Annotated in this window: 17 protein-coding genes and 1 pseudogene; 13 read left to right on the forward strand and 5 right to left on the reverse strand. The window is 71.0% G+C overall.

Annotated elements, in window-relative coordinates:
* Nucleotides 1-11: 11 nt before the first annotated feature.
* The 4 genes from ABC319_RS08995 (at nucleotide 12) to ABC319_RS09010 (ending at nucleotide 3404) form a co-directional block, all read left to right on the forward strand.
* A complete protein-coding gene (locus ABC319_RS08995; protein ID WP_413069894.1) occupies nucleotides 12-1613 on the forward strand; it encodes a PepSY-associated TM helix domain-containing protein in 1602 nt (533 codons plus the stop codon).
* Nucleotides 1610-1903, forward strand: a complete 294-nt coding sequence (locus ABC319_RS09000) for a DUF3325 domain-containing protein (RefSeq protein WP_413069895.1) — start codon at nucleotides 1610-1612, stop codon at nucleotides 1901-1903. Before ABC319_RS08995 ends, ABC319_RS09000 begins: the two co-directional genes overlap by 4 nt.
* A gap of 31 nt (nucleotides 1904-1934) precedes the next feature.
* Nucleotides 1935-2561, forward strand: a complete 627-nt coding sequence (locus ABC319_RS09005) for a DUF4198 domain-containing protein (protein ID WP_413069896.1) — start codon at nucleotides 1935-1937, stop codon at nucleotides 2559-2561.
* Nucleotides 2562-2738: 177 nt separating this feature from the next.
* Nucleotides 2739-3404 (forward strand): phosphatase PAP2 family protein, encoded by a 666-nt coding sequence (locus ABC319_RS09010; protein WP_413069897.1) that lies wholly within the window; start codon nucleotides 2739-2741, stop codon nucleotides 3402-3404.
* 9 nt (nucleotides 3405-3413) lie between these two features.
* Here ABC319_RS09010 and galE read toward each other — a convergent pair whose 3' ends face one another.
* The gene (galE, locus tag ABC319_RS09015; protein ID WP_413071664.1) at nucleotides 3414-4391 is read right to left on the reverse strand and encodes a UDP-glucose 4-epimerase GalE; all 978 of its coding nucleotides are present in this window, start codon (nucleotides 4389-4391) and stop codon (nucleotides 3414-3416) included.
* 72 nt (nucleotides 4392-4463) lie between these two features.
* Between galE and msrA the strand changes: the two genes are divergently transcribed.
* Nucleotides 4464-5003: a peptide-methionine (S)-S-oxide reductase MsrA gene (msrA, locus tag ABC319_RS09020; protein WP_413069898.1), complete on the forward strand. Its 540-nt coding sequence runs from the start codon at nucleotides 4464-4466 to the stop codon at nucleotides 5001-5003.
* 160 nt (nucleotides 5004-5163) lie between these two features.
* Here the strand turns inward: msrA and ABC319_RS09025 are convergent, their stop codons facing one another.
* The gene (locus tag ABC319_RS09025; protein ID WP_413069899.1) at nucleotides 5164-6099 is read right to left on the reverse strand and encodes an L-threonylcarbamoyladenylate synthase; all 936 of its coding nucleotides are present in this window, start codon (nucleotides 6097-6099) and stop codon (nucleotides 5164-5166) included.
* Between the two features lie 36 nt (nucleotides 6100-6135).
* Between ABC319_RS09025 and ABC319_RS09030 the strand changes: the two genes are divergently transcribed.
* The 4 genes from ABC319_RS09030 to ABC319_RS09045 all read left to right on the forward strand — a co-directional run bounded on the left by ABC319_RS09030 (nucleotide 6136) and on the right by ABC319_RS09045 (nucleotide 9397).
* Nucleotides 6136-7851, forward strand: a complete 1716-nt coding sequence (locus tag ABC319_RS09030; protein WP_413069900.1) for an acyl-CoA dehydrogenase family protein — start codon at nucleotides 6136-6138, stop codon at nucleotides 7849-7851.
* Nucleotides 7852-7923: 72 nt separating this feature from the next.
* Nucleotides 7924-8202: an antitoxin of toxin-antitoxin stability system gene (locus ABC319_RS09035; protein WP_413069901.1), complete on the forward strand. Its 279-nt coding sequence runs from the start codon at nucleotides 7924-7926 to the stop codon at nucleotides 8200-8202.
* Entirely contained in the window at nucleotides 8199-8408 is a 210-nt protein-coding gene (locus ABC319_RS09040) for a type II toxin-antitoxin system RelE/ParE family toxin (RefSeq protein WP_413069902.1), read from the forward strand. Before ABC319_RS09035 ends, ABC319_RS09040 begins: the two co-directional genes overlap by 4 nt.
* Nucleotides 8409-8566: 158 nt before the next feature.
* Nucleotides 8567-9397, forward strand: a complete 831-nt coding sequence (locus tag ABC319_RS09045) for an arylamine N-acetyltransferase family protein (RefSeq protein ID WP_413069903.1) — start codon at nucleotides 8567-8569, stop codon at nucleotides 9395-9397.
* Nucleotides 9398-9623: 226 nt separating this feature from the next.
* Here ABC319_RS09045 and ABC319_RS09050 read toward each other — a convergent pair whose 3' ends face one another.
* Nucleotides 9624-9980, reverse strand: a complete 357-nt coding sequence (locus ABC319_RS09050) for a GntR family transcriptional regulator (protein ID WP_413069904.1) — start codon at nucleotides 9978-9980, stop codon at nucleotides 9624-9626.
* A gap of 35 nt (nucleotides 9981-10015) precedes the next feature.
* Entirely contained in the window at nucleotides 10016-10585 is a 570-nt protein-coding gene (locus ABC319_RS09055) for a nitroreductase family protein (protein ID WP_413069905.1), read from the reverse strand.
* 94 nt (nucleotides 10586-10679) lie between these two features.
* Between ABC319_RS09055 and ABC319_RS09060 the strand changes: the two genes are divergently transcribed.
* Entirely contained in the window at nucleotides 10680-12290 is a 1611-nt protein-coding gene (locus ABC319_RS09060; RefSeq protein WP_413069906.1) for a peptide MFS transporter, read from the forward strand.
* 76 nt (nucleotides 12291-12366) lie between these two features.
* Here ABC319_RS09060 and ABC319_RS09065 read toward each other — a convergent pair whose 3' ends face one another.
* Nucleotides 12367-13620 (reverse strand): dicarboxylate/amino acid:cation symporter, encoded by a 1254-nt coding sequence (locus tag ABC319_RS09065; RefSeq protein WP_413069907.1) that lies wholly within the window; start codon nucleotides 13618-13620, stop codon nucleotides 12367-12369.
* A 91-nt stretch (nucleotides 13621-13711) separates the two neighbouring features.
* Here ABC319_RS09065 and glmM point away from each other — a divergent pair, with 91 nt between their 5' ends.
* From glmM to ABC319_RS09085, 3 genes and pseudogenes are all read left to right on the forward strand, one after another.
* Entirely contained in the window at nucleotides 13712-15061 is a 1350-nt protein-coding gene (glmM, locus tag ABC319_RS09070; protein ID WP_413069908.1) for a phosphoglucosamine mutase, read from the forward strand.
* Nucleotides 15061-15285 carry a DUF1272 domain-containing protein gene (locus tag ABC319_RS09075; protein WP_413069909.1) on the forward strand — a complete coding sequence of 75 codons (225 nt, stop codon included), beginning with the start codon at nucleotides 15061-15063 and terminating at the stop codon, nucleotides 15283-15285. Before glmM ends, ABC319_RS09075 begins: the two co-directional genes overlap by 1 nt.
* Before the next feature lie 211 nt (nucleotides 15286-15496).
* Nucleotides 15497-16553: pseudogene (locus tag ABC319_RS09085) on the forward strand (IS30 family transposase).
* Nucleotides 16554-16573: the final 20 nt, after the last annotated feature.

Raw genomic sequence — 16573 nt, forward strand, 5'->3', positions numbered from 1 at the left:
AGACGCGGACGATGAGCAAGAGCTTCAGGCAGTCGCAATCCTTCCTCCACACCTGGTCGGGGATGCTGCTCGGCTGGATCCTCTTCCTCGTCTTCGTCACCGGCACCATCGCCTTCTGGCGAGAGGGGATGAACCGCTGGATGCGCCCCGAACTGGCGCGGGTCGAGCAGCCGATGCAGGTGCTGGCCGCGACCCAGCGCTTCCTGGCGAGCAAGGCGCCCGACGCGAAGAGCTGGTTCATCACCATGCCGACCGGGCGGGCGCCCGGCGCCCAGACCTTCTGGATCCCGGCCGAGAAGAAGGGCGAGGCACCCCGGCGCGGGCGACGCGGCCGGCGCGGCGATACCCAGGCGCTGATCGGCGCCGACGGCCAGGTCGCGACCGCGCGCGAGACCCGCGGCGGCGAGTTCTTCTACCGCTTCCATTTCGACCTCCACTACATGCCGGTGATCTGGGCGCGCTGGCTGGTCGGCATCGCATCGATGATGATGCTGGTCGCGATCCTCAGCGGCATCGTGACGCACAAGAAGATTTTCCGCGATTTCTTCACGCTGCGCCGGCACAAGGGCCAGCGATCGTGGCTGGACGGGCACAACGCCACCGCGGTGCTGGCGCTGCCGTTCCACCTGATGATCACCTATACCGGCATCGTCACGCTGATGGCGCTGCTGATGCCGTGGGCGGTCGTCGCCAACTATACCGACCAGACCAAAGTGGCCGCGCACCTGTTCCCCGCCGCGGCCGAGGTGGAGCGCACGGGCCGCCCCGCGCCGCTGATGCCGCTGACCCGCATCGTCGCCGATGCGGAGGGGCGGCTGGGCGCGCCGGTCGGCTATATCGAGGTCGCCAACCCCGGCGACGCCGCCGCGCGCGTCACCGTCGGGCAGAGCCCGTCGTCCGCGCTGTCCACCCGCACCCCGCGCCTCGCCTATAACGGCGTGTCGGGCCGGGTCGTCTGGCGCTCGCCCGATCCCGGCGGTGCGTCGCTGACCGCGGGCGTGATGGTCGGCCTGCACGCCGGGCGCTTCGCCGACACCATGATGCGCTGGATCTATTTCCTGTGCGGGGTCGCCGGCACGCTGATGGTCGCCAGCGGTCTGGTGCTGTGGACCGTCAAGCGCCGCGAGAAGCTGCCCGATCCGGCCCGGCCACATCTGGGCTTCCGCATCGTCGACGGGCTGAACGTCGCGGTGATCGGCGGCTTCCCGTTCGGCATCGCCTGTTTCCTGTGGGCCAACCGGCTGCTGCCGGTGGCGATGCGCGGCCGGGCGGAGTGGGAGGTACACAGCCTGTTCATCGCCTGGGGCCTCGCCCTCGTCCTGACGCTGGTCGCGTCGCGGCGGATCGCGTGGACCGGGCTGCTGGCGGCGACCGGCGCGCTCCTGATCGCCCTGCCCGTGTACGACGCGCTGGCGACGCGTCACGGCCTGCTCACCTCGCTGATCGCGGGCGACTTCATGATGGCGGGGATCGACACGACGCTGCTGGTCTTCGGCCTCGGCTTCCTCGGCGTGGCGCGCCGTACCGCCTTGCATCGCCCCACGGTCCGTGCAGCGCGGCGCCAGCGCGCCGCTGCCGCCGTCGCCGATCCCGTGCTGGAGCCCGCCGAATGACCGTCGTCGCCTTCCTCCTCGCGCTCGCCGGCTTCGCGCTGCTGGCGTTGGCCACCGACGAGCATCACCGCCACCGCATCGGCCATCGCCCGGCCGGGCCGCTGCGGCGGCGATTGCGCGGCGGCGGCTGGGCGGCGCTGGCGCTCGGATTCCCCGCGGCGATCGCGGCGCGCGGCTGGATCTTCGGCCCGGTGCTGTGGACCGCGCTGGTCATGCTGGCGGCCGGGGCCGTGTTCCTGTTCCTCCACCTCGTCCCTGCCCGCCACGCCGGCGGCAAACGCCCGTCCTGATCCCCCCGTTCTGATTCCCGGAGTCACGATCATGAAGAAGTTCCTGCTGTCGGCCCTGCTGTTCGCGCTGCCCGTCACCGCGCAGGCGCACGAGGTCTGGATCGAACGCGACGGCAGCGGCCCGGCCCGCCTCTATCTGGGCGAACCGGCCGAGGTGCCCCCGCCCGGTGGCGATCCGGAGTTCGCGAAGCTGCAGGCGCCGACCATCCTCGACCATCGCGGCGCCGCGCCGGTGCGCAAGGCCGGCTTCCTCGAGGTCGCAATGCCGCGGGGTGACGTGCACGCCTGGGACGACCGCGTGTTCGCGCCGTGGGGCCCGGCGGAGAAGCGGGAGACGGTCGTCTACTACGCCCGCGCCGGCCGCGCGAAGGCGGCGACCCGCCTGCCGTTCGAGATCGCGCCCGCCGCACCCGGTGCCACCCGCTTCGTCCTGTGGCGCGACGGCGCGCGCGTGCCCGGTGCCGCCGTCACGGTGGTGACCCCCGCGCGGGCCGAGGTGAAGCTGACCACCGATGCGGACGGCGGGTTCGACGTGCCCGCGACCGCCACAGGCCGCTACCTCCTGACCGCCGCGCAGCAGGACGGCCCCGCGACGATCGCCGGCACCCCCGTCGCGGTGGTCCACCGGATCACCACGACGACGTTCGTGGCGCCGTGACGCCCGCCCACCTTCCCGGCGAAGGCCGGGGCCCAGGTGGGGACCATCCATCGGGGAGCGCGGCGCTTCCATCACGCAAGCCTTCCCGACTGGGCCCCGGCCTCCGCCGGGGTGGGAAGACCGAGCGCGATCCACCACCGGTGACACGCCACCACCGCCGCGTGTAGGCACGCGCCCATGACCACCGACCGTCGCCGCCTGCCCCGCGAACTCGCCGGCCTCGCCACCCTCGCGGTGGCCGCGCTGGTCGTCCTGCTGCTAGGCATCGTCGTCGCGCGGATGCCGTTCGCGGCGGATCGCGCGATCATCCAGGCCCTGCGCGCCTGGGGCGGGCCGCGCTGGCTGGCGCCCGCCGCGGTTGACGTGACCGCACTGGGCGGCGGCACCGTGCTGACGCTGGTGGTCTCGCTCGTCGCCGGCTTCCTGCTGGTCCAGCGCCTGTGGCTGACCGCACTGATGCTGGTGCTGGCGGCGTTCACCGGCGGCCGGGCGGTCGCGCTGGTCAAGCACCTGTTCGACCGCGCCCGCCCCGATCTGGTCGATCATCTGGTGCCGGTGTCCAGCGCCAGCTTTCCCTCCGGCCATGCCGCCAGCAGCGCGATCGTCTATCTGACGCTCGCCGCGCTCGCCTCGCAGGTGGTACGCGAGCGGGCGGCGCGGCGCTTCCTGTTCGGCGCCGCGGTGCTGCTGGTCGGCGCGATCGGGTGCAGCCGCGTCTATCTGGGCGTCCACTGGCCGTCGGACGTGCTGGCCGGGTGGAGCTTCGGCACGCTCTGGGCACTGGGCTGGTGGTGGGCGACCGCCTTCACCCGCGCCGCGATCGGCGGCGAGCGGGAGGGATAGGGCCCGCCCCTACTCCCGCTCGGCCAGCGACCGCTCCCATGCCAGTGCGTCGCGCACGATCGTCTCCAGATCGTCGCGTGCCGGCCGCCACGGCAGCGCCGCCAGGATCGCGGCATTGTCCGCCACCAGTTCGGCCGGGTCGCCCGCGCGGCGACCCTCCAGCCGGCGCTCGATCGTCCGGTTGGTCACCCGGTCGACCGCATCGAGCACCTCGCTGACCGAGAAGCCGCGGCCATAGCCGGCGTTCAGCGTGTGGCTGCGCGCCGGCTCGGCGCGCAGCAGGTCGAGCGCGGCGACATGCGCCGCCGCCAGATCCGACACGTGGATATAGTCGCGCACGCCGGTGCCGTCGCGGGTGGGGAAATCGGTACCGAACACCGACACATGGCCGCGCCGCCCCGTCGCCGCCTCGACCGCCACCTTGATCAGGTGCGTCGCGCCCGCCGTCGACTGGCCCGAGCGTCCTTGCGGATCGGCGCCGGCGACGTTGAAATAGCGGAGCGCCGCATAGTTCATCGGATGCGCCGCCGCCACGTCGCGCAGCATCGCCTCGGTCATCAGCTTCGACATGCCGTACGGGTTGATCGGCACGGTCGCATCGCCCTCGGCCACCGGCACCTTCTCGGGCGTGCCGTATGTCGCGGCGGTCGACGAGAAGATGAAGTGCCTCACCCCCTCCGTCACCGCGCTCTCGATCAGCGCGCGCGAGGCGGCGGTGTTGTTGCGGTAATATTTCAGGGGGTCGCTGACCGATTCGGGCACCACCACCGATCCGGCGAAGTGCATGATCGCATCGACATGGTGGCCGCGGATCGCCGCGCGCACCCTGCCGTCGTCGGCGACGTCGCACTCGACCAGCGTCGCGCGCCCGTCCACCGCCCACTCGAACCCGGTCACCAGATTGTCGACCACGACCACCTCGTGCCCGGCATCGAGCAGCGCCAGCACCGCATGGCTGCCGATATAGCCCGCGCCGCCCGTCACCATCACCGCCATATCGCCGTCTCCCTTTGCGGACGCCCTAACCGCTTCCTACATCTGGGCAAAGGAGATCGACGAATGACGGACCATGTCACGCTGGCCGGCGGCTGTTTCTGGTGCACCGAGGCGGTGTTCAAGGACGTGATCGGCGTTGAGAGCGTCGAGAGCGGCTATATCGGCGGCCACACCACCGACCCCACCTATCGCGAGGTATGCGACGGCACGACCGGCCATGCGGAGGCGATCCGCGTCGGCTTCGATCCCGAGCAGGTGTCGCTGGGCGACATCCTCGACATCTTCTTCGCCACCCACGATCCCACCCAGCTGAACCGGCAGGGCAACGATGTCGGCACCCAGTACCGCTCCGCCATCTTCCCCGCGACCGTGATGCAGGAGGAGCAGGCGAACCAGGCGATCGCCCGCGCGCAACAGACGCTCGACAAGCCGATCGTGACCACGATCGAGCAGGCCGACAACTGGTACCCGGCGGAAGGGTATCATCAGGACTATTGGGAAACCTCGGGCCGCTCGAACCCCTATTGCATGGCGGTGATCCCCCCCAAGCTCCAGAAGCTGCGCAAGAGCTTCGCGGCGCGGGCGAAATCCGTGGCGGCGTGAACGGGCGGGTGGCGGGTGCGGCGTACCGCAGCACCGTGCCACCCGCCCCACCCCGAGATCCGCGAACCCTCTGCCGAACGCCTCCGTCATCCAAGCGTTTGCTGCCAACAGCCTCGGTACTTTCGCCTGATAAACAGCCGCAAGGCGGCGGCAAAAAACCCTACCGCGTCGCTGCGCGGCGCAGCCGGTCGTTGATCGCCGCGCCGATCCCCTCCTCCGGCACCGGTGCCACCGCGATCCGCGGCCGCCCGCTCGCGTCGGCGTGGTGGAGTGTATCGAACAACCGTGCCGCCGCCTCGGTCAGGTCGCCGCTCGCCGACAGTGTGTCGTCGCCCGCGACCGCACCGAAGCCGATCAGCCACTCGTCCGCCGTGGCCTCGGTCGCATCCAGCCGGAGCGGCTTGCCCGGCGCATAATGGGTCGCCAGTTGCCCCGGCGCGACGATGGCCCCCTCGTCGACGACCGGATCGGCCGCGCCGACCACGCTGGCGATCATCGCCGCCGTCACCGGGCCCGGCCGCAGCACGCGCCGCCCCATGACGATCGTCGACTCCACCCCGGCCGCACAGGCGCCGTCGTCGATCACCAGTCCCACCGCATCGCCCAGGCTGGCGACGACATGCGCCGCGCGCGTCGGGCTCAACCCGTTGCTGCGATTGGCCGACGGCGCCGCCAGCGCCCGTCCGCTCGCCGCGATCAGCGCGCGCATCGCCCGGCCCGCCGGCACCCGGATCGCGATCGTGTCGAGCCCCGCGGTGACCAGCGACGCCACCGGCGCGCCCGGCCGCAGCGGCAGCACCAGCGTCAGCGGACCCGGCCAGAACGCCGCCGCCAGCGCCCGCGCCCCGTCGTCGAACACCGCCAGCGCTTCGGCCGCATCCAGATCGGCGACATGCACGATCAGCGGGTTGAAGCCGGGCCGCCCCTTCGCCGCATAGATATGCGCGACCGCCGCCGCATCGCCCGCATCGGCGGCGAGGCCGTACACCGTCTCGGTCGGCACCGCGACGATGCCGCCGCCGCGAATCACCGCCGCCGCCGCATCGATCGCGGCCATGCCGTAGCGTCGGACGACGGGGTTTGGAGCGGCCATCATTCCGGCGCTATACCAGCGGAAAATCCGGAGAGAACCGTGCCTTTCACACCGCCCGTCGCCGAGCAGCGCTTCGTCCTCGATCACGTCGTCGGCCTGCCCGATCTGGCTGCCACCGATCGCTTCGCGGCAGCGAGCGACGACGTGGTCGATGCGGTGCTGGAGGGGGCCGGCCAGTTCGCCGCCGGCGAGTGGGCTCCGCTGGCGCGCATCGGCGACACGGTCGGCGCCCGCTGGAGCGAGGACGGCGTGCACATGCCGGACGGCTATGCAGACGCGTACCGCGCCTATGTCGAGGGCGGCTGGGGCACGATCGGCGCGCCGGAGGCATGGGGCGGCCAGGGCCTGCCCTTCGCGCTCCAGACCGCGGTGCTCGACACGCTGGGCACCGCCAACATGGCCTTCGCGCTCTGCCCGACGCTGACCGTCGGCGCGATCGAGGCGCTCCAGCACCATGGCAGCCCCGCACAGCAGGCCGCCTATCTCCCCCGTCTCGCGACCGGCGAATGGACCGGCACGATGAACCTGACCGAGCCGCAGGCGGGATCGGACGTCGGCGCGCTGCGCGCCACCGCCACGCCGCTGGGCGATGGCCGCTGGTCGATCCGGGGAACGAAGATCTTCATCTCTTTCGGCGACCACGACATGGCACCCAACATCGTCCACCTCGTGCTGGCCCGCACCCCCGACGCGCCGGCCGGCACGCGCGGCATCTCGCTGTTCCTCGTCCCGAAATACCGGCTGGCGGACGACGGCACGCCCGGCGACTTCAACGACGTGCGGGTGGTATCGATCGAGCACAAGATGGGCCTGCACGCCTCGCCCACCTGCGTGCTGTCGTTCGGCGATCACGGCGACTGCATCGGCGAGCTGATCGGCCCCGAACATGGCGGCATGCGCGCGATGTTTACGATGATGAACAACGCCCGCCTGAACGTCGGCCTGCAGGGCGTGCAAGTGGCGGAGGGTGCGACGCAAGGCGCGGTCGCCTATGCGCTCGACCGCATCCAGTCCGCCCGCGCCGGCGCCGCCAGCCGCGATTCGGTGCCGATCGTCGAGCATCCCGACGTCCGCCGCATGCTGCTGCGCATGAAGGCGCAGACGCAGGCCGCGCGCGCGCTGGTCTACTACGCCGCCGGCCAGGTCGATCGCGCCGCGCTGGGCGATGCCGCGGCGCGCAACCGGCTCGAACTGGTCACCCCGCTGGCCAAGGCGCACGGCACCGACCTGGGCAACGAGGTCGCCAGCCTGGGCATCCAGGTCCATGGCGGCATGGGCTATGTCGAGGAGACCGGCGCCGCCCGCTTCTTCCGCGACGCGCGCATCACCCCGATCTACGAGGGGACGAACGGCATTCAGGCCGCCGACCTAGTCGGCCGCAAGCTGGGCCTGTCGGGCGGCACCGCCTTCGCCGCACTGATCGCCGACCTGCGCGCCGGGGCGGAGCACCCCGCGCTCCGTCGCCTAATCGACGCTTGCGAGGCGGTGGGCACCCACCTGTCCGCCGCCGGCCATGACGACCGGCTCGCGGGCAGCTCCCCCTTCCTGACCATGCTGTCGGTCGCGACCTGCGGCTGGCTGATGGAACGCCAGTCGCGCGCGGCGACCGGCACGGACGATTTCGCGCAAATGAAACGCACCTGCGCCCGCTTCTACCTCGACCAGATCGTGCCCGAGGCACTGGGCCTCGAAGCCGCCGCCACCGCCTCGGCGGAGGTGCTGTACGCCCTACCCGCGGCGATGCTGGCGGCGTGAGGCGACCGGGTCGGCATTGCCCGGCAGGCGGTGCGATCGTATATACCTTGTCATCACCGTAAGGACGACCGAATGGCCAAGGCCGCCATATTCACGATGAAGCTGGAGGCCGAATTGCGGGCGGAATTCATCGCGGCGGCCGAAGCGAGCCACCGCCCGGCATCGCAGGTGGTTCGGGAACTGATGCGCGAATATGTCCAGCGCCAGCACGAGCGATCGGAAAATACCGATTTTCTGCAGCGCAAGGTTGCGGCGGCACGCGCCTCCACCCAGCAAGGTGTTGGCCGGTCGAATGACGCGGTGGAGGCTGACTTCGCAGAACGCCGCGCCCGCCTCGCCGCCAAGGCGTGAAGGTCCGCTGGACGCCGGAAGCCGAGCAGGACCGACTGGCGATCTGGAACTATCTAGAAGCGCGCGATCCTGCGGCCGCCATCCGGCTGGATGAACCGTTCAGCGCAGCCGCCGCCGGCCTGGCGGACTATCCCCTGCTGGGTCACGAAGGCGAGATACCCGGCACGCGCGAGCTTACGCCGCATCGCAGCTACCGTCTCGTCTAAGAGGTCGAGGACGACACCGTCTGGATCCTCGTCCTGATCCATACCGCCCGGCAATGGCCACCGCTTCACGCGTTCTGACATCGCGGCACAGCCACGAGGCTTTCCACTACCCGAACCCCATCGCCACCCCCGTCCGCACCCGCTAAGACCCCGCCGCCATGTTCGACCTCGACGCCTATCTCGCCCGCATCGACCTGCCCGCGCGCCCGACCCTCGACGCAGCGGGGCTGTCGCGCCTGCAGCGCGCGCACCGGCTGGCGATCCCGTTCGAGAATCTCGACGTCATCCTCGGCCGCGGCATCGCGATCGACGGCGCGTCGGTGTTCGCCAAGATCGTCACCGCCCGCCGCGGCGGCTATTGTTTCGAGCAGAACCGCCTGTTCCTCGACGCGCTCGCCACGCTCGGCTTCGGGGCCCGGCCGCTGCTGGCGCGGGTCTGGCTGGGCACCGATCCGGCCGACGGCCCGGTGCCGCCGCTGACCCACACGTTCAGCCTGGTCGCGGTCGACGGGCGCGAGTGGGTGGCCGATCCCGGCTTCGGCGGCACCTATGCCCCCGTCCTGCCGCTCGAGGACCGGGCGGAGGCGGAGGCGCCCGACGGTGCCCGTTTCCGGCTGACGCGCCACCCGCGTCACGGCTGGCTGCTCGAGCGCCACGGCCCCGCCGCCGCCACCGACGGGCGCGGCACGGGCGAGGGATGGCAGCCGCAGTACAGCTTCACCACCGACGAGGTGTTCGACGCCGATCTGGCGCTCGGCAACCTGTGGTCGTCGACCGCGCCCGGCACCCGCTTCACGACGCTGCGCATCGCCAGCATCGTCCTGCCGCACGGCTTCGCCTCGCTGACCGACGCGCATTATCGCCGCGTCGCCGCCGACCAGGCGACCGAGGGCATCATCACCGATCCGCGCGTCTATCGCATGCGGCTGAGCCTGATGTTCGGGATCGCGCTCAGCGTCGAGGAGGTGGCGGCGCTCGGCGTGGTGTGACGGGTGACGGTACGTCCGGCGTGGTCATCCCGACATTGCCGTCAGCGCCGCCCCGGCGAAGGCCGGGGTCCAGCGGGGATGGCCGCCGTGACGATGCGCGACGCACCTCACTGCCGCCTTTCCGACTGGATCCCGGCCTTCGCCGGGAAGGCGCCGGATCCGCCGGATTGAGGATCCCCGTCAGTGAACGACGCCCGGGCAGAACAACGGCCGCCCCCCGCGCGGCCTAGACCCGCTCGCCGTCCAGCAACTCGTCCCAGCGCAGCTCCAGCAGCTCGACCGCCTCGACGATCCGCGGCCAGTGCACGGTCCGGAACGTCTCGCGCTCCGCGGCGCGCAGCCGCTCGGCCGCTCCGGGCAGCACGAACATGCCGATCCCGCGCCGGACCTCGACATAGCCGTCGTCCTGGAACCCCTGATACGCCTTGGCCACGGTCAGCGGGTTGGCGCGGTGCTCCGCGGCGAAGGCGCGGACCGAGGGGAGCTGGTGCCCTGCGCGATATTCGCCGCGCAGGATGCCCGCGGTGATCGCGCTGCGCAGGCGCAGATAGACGGGGCCGTCCTCGTTGCTCAGGGCTGTCATGCTGCCTTAATACAGCAACCGCGGCGAAAGTCGACTCACCACCTGCAAACGATCTTGTCCATATCGGGACGCGGCCGTTCCTCCAGCGGGCGGCCCGGCGTGCCGATGAAGACGAACCCGACGATCCGCTCGCCGGCCGCGCCGCCCAGCCCGTCGCGCACCGCATCGCTGAACGCCGGCCAGCCGGTCAGCCAGCCGCCCGCGAAGCCCAGCGCGCCTGCCGCGTGGAGCAGGTTCATGCACGCCGCCCCCGCCGACATCTCCTGCTCGAACAGCGGGATGTGGCTGCCGGCGCGCGGGCTCGACAGCACCACGACCAGCGTCGGCGCCTGCCGTGCGAACTGGTCCATCGCGGCGATCTCAGTCGCCGAGGCGCCGGGTCGCTCCGCCCGGTACGCCTCGATGATCAGCGCCGCCAGCCGGTCGCGGTCGTCGACGATCACGAAGCGCCACGGCGCCAGCTTGCCGTGATCGGGCGTCCGCGCCGCCAGTTCCAGCATGCGGGCGAGCGTGGCGTCGTCGGGTCCCGGCGCCGCCAGGTCGCGCGGCTTGCCCGACCGGCGGGTGGCGAGGAAGGAGGCGGGGCTGGACAGGTCGTTGAACATGCGCCCTCCCCTAGCCCGCCCCCTCGGATATTTACACCCGGACCGTTTGGACCCTAGTGTCAGGTGAAACCAGTTCTCGGAGAGTAGCGTAACGATGGCGACAGTGACCCAGCATGGCGGCCCGCCCGTCCGCGGCGGCGGCGTGCCAGCCCATGCCAAGACGTTCCTCGGCCATCCGCGCGGCCTGTTCCTGCTGTTCTTCGCCGAGTTGTGGGAGCGGTTCTCCTATTACGGCATGCGGGCCATCCTGGTCTTCTACCTGACCAAGCATTTCCTGTTCGGCGAGCAGCCCGCCTATGCCGTCTACGGCGCCTACACCTCGCTGGTGTACATCACTCCGATCATCGGCGGCTACCTGTCCGACAAGTATCTGGGGCCGCGCAAGGCGGTGCTGGCGGGCGGCATCCTCATCACCGTCGGCCATCTGCTGATCGCGTTGCTGGAGGGGCCGCAGGGCCAGCAGGGGTCGGCGCTGCAGGGTTTCTTCCTCGGCCTGGCCTTCATCATCGTCGGCACCGGCTTCCTGAAGGCGAACATCTCGGTGCTGGTCGGCGCGCTCTACCCGCGCGACGACATCCGCCGCGACGGCGCCTTCTCGATCTTCTACATGGGGATCAACACCGGCGCGTTCGTCGGCCCGCTGATCGTCGGCGCGCTGGGCGAGACGGTGGGCTGGTCCTGGGGCTTCGGCGCCGCCGGCATCGGCATGGCGCTGGGCCTCGTCGTGTTCGTGCTCGGCCGGCGCGAGCTGCACGGCGTCGGCGAGCCGCCGGTGCCCGCCACCCTGTCCGCCCGCTCGGCCGTCGGCCTGTCGACCGAGTGGCTGATCTATCTCGGCGCGCTCGCCGGCGTCGGGGTGTCGTGGTGGCTGGTGGGCAACCAGGGCGTCGTCGGCACGCTGCTGATCGTCGCCGCTGCCGTCACCATCGGCTATATCCTGATGACCAGCTTTCGCACGCTGGAGCGGGAGGATCGCCACCGCATCTTCGCCGCCCTGTTCCTGATCGCGCTGTGCCCGCTGTTCTGGGCGCTGTTCGAACAGACCGGCTCGTCACTGAACGTCTATACCGACCAGCAGGTCGACCGGACGCTGCTCGGCTGGCAGATCCCCGCCTCGTGGTTCCAATCGGTCAATCCGTTCTTCATCATCACGCTGGCGCCGCTGTTCGGCGCCTTGTGGATCAAGCTGGCGCGCCGCGGTCTGGAACCCAGCGCACCGTTCAAGTTCGGCATCGGCCTGATCCTGGTCGGCGCCGGCTTCTTCGTCCTCACCTGGGGCGCCCCGGCCGAGGGGCTGACCCCGGCGATCGTCGTCATCACCCTCTACGCGCTGCATTCGATGGGAGAGCTGTGCTTCTCGCCGGTCGGCCTGTCGTCGATGACGCGGCTGTCGGTCGGCAGCATGACCGGGCTGATGATGGGCACCTGGTTCCTCTCGACCGCCGCGGGCAACTTCCTGGCCGGCCTGATCGCGCAGGCGACCGGCGGCGAGGGTGCGGGCGCGGGGCAGGTGCTGGAGGTCTATGGCCGGATCGGCTGGTTCGCGGTCGGCATCGGCGTCGTCGTGCTGCTGGTGGCACCCTTCGTCGCCAGGCTGATGCACCTCGACACACTGGGTGACACCGACCACGCACTGGCGGGCGAGCGGGAACTGGCCGAGCCGACGGCGCCCGGCGTGCATCCGGAGATGACACGAAAGGGGTAGGGGGCGCCTCCCAAAGACTCCTGCCACCCCGCCGACAGCCGGGGTGGCAGGATAGCGCGCGCCCGCCGCTGATCGGCTACGTCGCCACCCCCTCCGCCCGCGCGACATAGCGCGTCACCGCCACGTCCATCGTCGCGTTGCCCACGGTGCGGAACAGGTCGGGGATCGTCTCCACCGCGACCAGCAGCGCCAGCGCCTCCAGCGGCACGCCCATCGCCAGCGCGACCGGCGCCACGCTGGCGAAGAAGCTGATCGTGCCGGGCAGCGACACCGATCCCATCGTCGTGATCGCCGCCGTCGCGATCCCCGCCGCCATCGCGCCGGCGCCGATCTCGGTCCCGGTCAGTTGCGCGACGTACAGCGCCACTGCCAGGTTCATCGCCGGGCTGGTCGCGCGGAAGACCGCCACCGCCATCGGCAGCACGATGCCCGCGGTCGTCGCCGGCACGCCCAGCCGCTCGCACCCCTTCAGCATCGCCGGCAGCGTCGCCAGCGACGATTGCGTGCTGATCGCCACCGCCTGCGCCGGCGCCACCGCGCGGGCGAAGCGCAGCAGGCCGACGCGCCCGGCCACCGCCGCCAGCGGATAGGCGAGGGCCAGCACCACCACGCCGATCGACGACACCAGCACGATATAATGGAGCAGCGCCCCCACCGCCGCCACGCCGGTCCGCGCGCCGACGCCGTACGCCAGCATGAACACGCCGACCGGCGCCAGCCGCAATACCCAGCCGACGATCACCAGCATCGCATCGACCAGCGCCTGGAACAGTCCGGTCAGCCGGTCGCGCGACGCCGGCTCCAGCTGCGCCACCGCGAATCCGAACACCAGCGCGAACACCGTCAGCGGCAGGAACGCGTCCGCCGCCGCCGCCGCGACGACGTTGCTCGGCACGACCGCATCGAAGAACGCGGCCAGCCCCGGCACCTCGCCCGCCGGCGCCGCCGCGGTCAGGCTGCGCCTGAGCGCCGTCGCCCATTCGGGCGGTAGCGGGAACAGCCGCAGCAGCACCGGCATCAGCGCCGCCGACATCAGCGTCGTCGTCCACAGGATCGCCACGAAGCTGGCCAGCGCGCGCGCCGCGATCCGCCCCGCCCGCGCCGCCTCTGCGGCCGCCGCGATCCCGGTCACGATCAGTCCGGTGACCAGCGGCACGATCACCATCTGCAATCCGTGCAGCCACGCCGCGCCGATCGGCTGCGTCACCGATGCCGCCGCCAGCGCCCAGTCGGCCCGCCAGCCCGCCATCGCCATCCCGATCGCCAGCCCCGCGGCCAGCGCCACCAGGATACGCGTCGCCTGCGGCACGCGGCGCCACCATGATCTCACGCCTCGTCGCCCGATTGTGGAGACATGCTCGCCCTTTCGTCATCGTCGCGCTATCGCGCGCCAACACGCAGCGGACGGAAAGCGGCACGCGATGGCAAGGAAATATTTCGGCACCGACGGCATTCGCGGCGCCACCAATGCGGGCGCGATGACCGCGGCGATGGCGATGAAGGTCGGCATGGCGGCCGGCGCGTATTTCCTGCGCGGCGATCACAAGCACCGCGTGGTGATCGGCAAGGACACGCGTCTGTCGGGCTACATGCTCGAATCCGCGCTGGTCGCCGGCTTCACCTCGGTCGGCATGGACGTGGTGATGACGGGGCCGCTGCCCACCCCTGCGATCGCGATGCTGACCCAGTCGATGCGCGCCGATATCGGCGTCATGATCTCGGCCAGCCACAATCCCTTCGCCGACAACGGCATCAAGCTGTTCGGGCCCGACGGCTACAAATTGTCCGACGAGGCGGAAGCCGCGATCGAGGCGCTGATCGACGGCGTCGACGAAGGCCGGGTGCCCCTCGCCCCCTCCGCCCAGATCGGCCGCGCCAAGCGGATCGACGACGCGCAGGGCCGCTACATCCACTTCGCCAAGTCGACCTTCCCGCCCAACCTGCGGCTCGACGGCATGCGCGTCGTGATCGACTGCGCGCACGGCGCCGCGTACAAGGTCGCGCCCGCCGCCCTGTGGGAACTGGGCGCCGACATCATCGCGATCGGCGTGACGCCCGACGGCACCAACATCAACGACGGCGTCGGCTCCACCGCGCCGCAGGCGCTGGGCGAGACGGTGGTCGCCGCGGGCGCCGATATCGGCATCGCGCTCGACGGCGATGCCGACCGGCTGATCGTCGTCGACGAGCACGGCGAGGTCGTCGACGGCGACCAGCTGATGGCGACGATCGCCGCCGCCTGGGCGCGCACCGGCCGGCTGGCGGGCGGCGGACTGGTCGCCACCGTCATGTCCAACCTCGGCCTGGAGCGCCATCTCGCCACCCACGGGCTCGACCTGATCCGCACCAAGGTCGGCGACCGCCACGTGCTGGAGGCGATGCGTGCGAAGGGCCACAATGTCGGCGGCGAGCAATCGGGCCACATCATCCTGTCCGACTATGCCACCACCGGCGACGGGCTGGTCGCCGCGCTCCAGATCCTGGCCGAGGTGAAGCGCGCCGGCGCGCCCGCCAGCCAGGTGCTGCACCGCTTCGACCCGCTGCCCCAGCTGCTCCGCAATGTCCGTTTCGCCGGCGGCAAGCCGCTCGACGCCACCTCCGTCAGGCACGCGATCGCGGCGGCCGAGGCGCAGCTGGAGGGGCGCGGCCGCGTCCTCATCCGCCCGTCCGGCACCGAACCCGTCATCCGCGTGATGGCCGAGGGAGAGGACGCCGCCGAGGTCGAGCAGGTCGTCGCCGGCATCTGCGACGCGATCCGGGCCGCCGCCTGATGCTGGCGATGCACCCGGACTGCCAGCGCTGCGGCGCCGACCTGCCGGCGGCGGCGGGCGGCGCCTTCATCTGCTCGCTGGAATGCACTTTCTGCGCCGACTGCGCCGACGATCTCGACGAGCGCTGCCCGGACTGCGGCGGCGAACTCCTCGACCGCCCCACCCGCACCGGCGCCACCCTGAAACGCCACCCCGCCGCAACGGAGCGCCGGTTCGCAGGCTGACGCGGACGCGATCGGGAACCGCACCCCCGTCATTCGCCGCGCTCTCCCGTCATCCCCGCCCCCTTTCCGCCATCCCCTCCCCGCCCCCTTCCGTCATCCCCGCGAAGGCGGGGATCCAGAGGCGCTGACGGACGGGGCTCATGCCAAGCGCCGCGCGTCTGGATCCGACGGATTCACGAAAGAAGTGCACCACCGATAGGGTGGCGGCGCGATGGGACAGGGATACAGGCAGCTCAGCCTCGATGAGCGGATAGAGATCGCCCGGCTTTGGGCGTCAGGATGGTCGTGGCGTCGTATCGGGGCGGCGATCGGACGCAGCCATACGACGGTGAGCCGAGAGGTGAGGCGCAACAGTCGCATGACCAGGATGTGGTCCGGCGGCTATGCGCCTGTGCGGGCGCAGGAACTGGCACAGCGACGGCGGCGATGGGATTGCCGCTTCAAGCTGGTGCGCCAGCCGGACCTGCGGGACCGCGTCAGGCAAAGCCTTGCGATGGGGATGATGCGGTCGGATCGCCTGCCGATCCGCAAACATGCCGGGGGCATGTTTGACGCATCGTCCGCCCGAGCAGATCGCCGGCCGACTGGCGCGCGAGGCTGGTCGCACCGTCATCAGTCATGAGTCAATCTACCGCTTCGTCTATCACCGCTCGGCGCAGAAGGATTACTGGCACCGCCTGCTGCCCCGCGCCAAGTCGCGCCGCGGACGACACCGCCTGCAAGGCGGCAGTCCCGCCAGCTTCATCAAGCACCGCCGCTCCATCCACGAACGCCCGCCCGCGGCACAGGACCGACGTCAGCCGGGCCATTGGGAAGCCGATTACATGCTGTTCTCGCGCTACGGCGACAACATCCTCGTCCTCCACGAGCGCACCACCCGCTTCACCATGCTCGACCAACCGCCTCATCGCAGGGCATCGATGACCGCTCGGCGCATCGCCCGGCAGCTCCGCGACATGCCCCAGCCGTTGCGACGGACCATCAGCTTCGACAATGGGACCGAGTTCGCAGAACACCATCGCCTGCGGCACCTTGGACTGCAGACCTTCTTTTGCGATGTGCGAAGCCCCTGGCAGAAGGGCGGGGTCGAGAACACCATCGGTCGCCTGCGGCGCCTGCTGCCCCGCAAAACCAACCTCGACACCCTCTCACCCGCCCAACTGCGCGCCTACGCCACCCGACTCAACGACACACCTCGAAAATGCCTCGACTTCCAAACACCCGCCGAGGCATTCCTCAACCTCTCAACCGGTGCACTTCAAACGTGAATCCACATCCCCGCCTGCGC

Origin of the sequence: Sphingomonas phoenicis, from assembly GCF_047238005.1 — a bacterium.
Lineage (GTDB): Bacteria > Pseudomonadota > Alphaproteobacteria > Sphingomonadales > Sphingomonadaceae > Sphingomonas.